Source organism: Shewanella sp. 1180_01 (assembly GCF_052850535.1).
This window is the reverse complement of record NZ_VXCT01000209.1, coordinates 1-321: the sequence shown is the minus strand read 5'-3', so window position 1 is coordinate 321 and position 321 is coordinate 1. Positions and strand designations below refer to the sequence as shown.

General features: G+C 50.5%; 1 protein-coding gene. It reads right to left on the bottom strand.

Annotated elements, in window-relative coordinates:
• Positions 1-5 precede the first annotated feature (5 nt).
• On the bottom strand, positions 6-321 hold a 316-nt coding region (locus FW758_RS24890), incomplete at its 5' end, for a DUF3164 family protein (RefSeq protein ID WP_446446857.1).

Here is a 321-nt window from a genome sequence, read left to right as displayed (position 1 = left end):
TCACCCTAAAGGGTGCTGATATCCAGTGGTAGTTGGGTGTATTTGCCATTAGGCTGACGCTCATATAAGCGCAAGTACTGGCTAGTGCCTGTGATTTGAATCGCGTCGGCTATAGCGTCCATGGCCCGTTTCCAGTTGGCATCGTCAATATCAAGCTGACGCAGACTGAGCACTTGGTTAACGTCGATTCGGCCTTGCTGGTTTACCCGAAAGGCATGCTCAACCATCGCCATCAGGCGGGTATCCGCGCCACCACTCCAGCTTTTAATGCAATCATCAATCAAGGTTTTAGCGGTTTGAATGCGCTCATCAAATACGCGA